The following is a 1527-nucleotide window of genomic DNA, read 5'->3' as shown; positions in this document are numbered from 1 at the left end:
GCCCTGTTTCCGGGTTTTGGAGCTTTGCTTCAAACTTGTTGAAGAAATACCGATCCGATATCTGTGATTTCTTGAAATAGAGATCCACGTCCAGCTGCTTCCCCTCGATTGCCGTTTGATGAGCCAAGGTAAAGTCTTCCTTGCCGGACTGAATAGCCTCTTTCAATTTTCCGTTTAATTGATCCTCAAATCCGCTGTACTTCAGTTTCTCGGTGAGGAATTCATAATTCTCCATGTCCATAGTAGTATTGGTTTAGTTTGTTTTGATTGGTAATGATTGGGCCTGAAGGAGATGCTTCCCTTTCAGACTGAGTTGGAGTTCCCGGTCTCCCAGCTGTTCCCGTAGACGAAATTCCAGGCGTTTCTGATTGGCCACAGTGAAAACCGGATAGGCCAAGACCAGTGATTTCAATTCCTGATTGTCCTCCTGATCCAAGGATTGGACCCGCGAAAATACCGGTTCCATAGCCACTTCCCTTTTGGAGGAACGCTTCCCTGAGCGGGTATCCACTATGCGTAAATCAGGCCCCATAGGCTCGAAGGGTATATGGGAAGTATTATGCACCATCAGATCAAAAAAGAGCAGGCCATCCTGATAGTAAATTCCCTTCAGCCAAAAGAGCAGCTCATATCGGAATTGCTTTTTGATGGCCTTGGTATCCAGAAATGCCAAATCCCCAGCCAGCTCCTCGAATTCCCTGGAGTTCATCCCCAAAGGAGATTCCAACTCCTGCTCCTTAGTTTTTTTCTTCCTAAGATCCCAAGTGGTGTTGGAAGGCTCCTCTGCATAGCGAACCTCAAACTCGTGAATTCTTCCATCAGCTGTAAGTACATGGAGATTGGTATTGGGCATTTGCTTACTCCCTGCTTTCAATTTGAGCAGGTTAAGCGCCTGAGCATCCTGTTGCCCCAAAAGCCATTGGCTTCCCCGATCGATTGACTGAATAGGAGCATCAAAAATCAGGACGGTGGTCTTATCCCAGCTGACCTGAAGCTCCGGGTTTTGAGCCCATGAATTTGAGCCCCACAAACAAGCAAGAAACAAGAGGGAAGACTGGAGGAATATTTGATATGATCTCATCAGTTTTTTGGATTTGCAGTGGAAAAATCAATTAAAAGAAGCGGGTGACCTGCTTTGATCTGCAATTTCCTAATCCGGCTTTTTGCCCGAATCAGGGAACGGGAGGCTTCCATCCCGGTCGTGGCCAATTGACTTTGCCAATCCATACCCATCGTATTGAAGCGCATGCCCTGTACCCCCTGAGCGGACTGATCCAGCCATTGGGATGCAACCTTTTGATCAGCTATTTCCATTCCGGGCAGACCATCCAAGCCATATGCCTTCAGCTCCACCGGAATCAATTGTTCCTTCCAAACAATGCCTGAAACCTGAAGCTGTAGCCTGGCACCCGCCAAGCTGGTATTGGCATGTAGAGCAGTTCCTGCGGGAATTTGAACCGAACCCAAAACAAGATCCTGATCCAGTATCAATTCCACCGCTTCCCCGGGAAGTATTTCCTGACTTTC

At 47.5% G+C, this 1527-nt stretch carries 2 protein-coding genes and 1 pseudogene; all 3 read right to left on the bottom strand.

Going from position 1 to position 1527, the window contains the following annotated elements:
- Positions 1–241: pseudogene (locus G457_RS0114920) on the bottom strand (hypothetical protein); the annotation flags it as partial.
- Between the two features lie 12 nt (positions 242–253).
- Positions 254–1081: a DUF4138 domain-containing protein gene (locus tag G457_RS0114915; RefSeq protein WP_026947178.1), complete on the bottom strand. Its 828-nt coding sequence runs from the start codon at positions 1079–1081 to the stop codon at positions 254–256.
- On the bottom strand, positions 1081–1527 hold a 447-nt coding region (traM, locus tag G457_RS0114910), incomplete at its 5' end, for a conjugative transposon protein TraM (RefSeq protein WP_026947177.1). The genes G457_RS0114915 and traM, both read right to left, overlap by 1 nt.

Origin of the sequence: Algoriphagus marincola DSM 16067 (genome assembly GCF_000429405.1) — a bacterium.
Lineage (GTDB): Bacteria > Bacteroidota > Bacteroidia > Cytophagales > Cyclobacteriaceae > Algoriphagus > Algoriphagus marincola.
Note: the sequence above shows the minus strand (reverse complement) of the source record. Positions and strands in the feature narration are given on the sequence as shown.

Excerpts from the sequence above, each read along its gene's own strand:
- G457_RS0114915 (WP_026947178.1), bottom strand. The coding sequence starts at position 1,081 with ATGAGATCATATCAAATATTCCTCCAGTCTTCCCTCTTGTTTCTTGCT.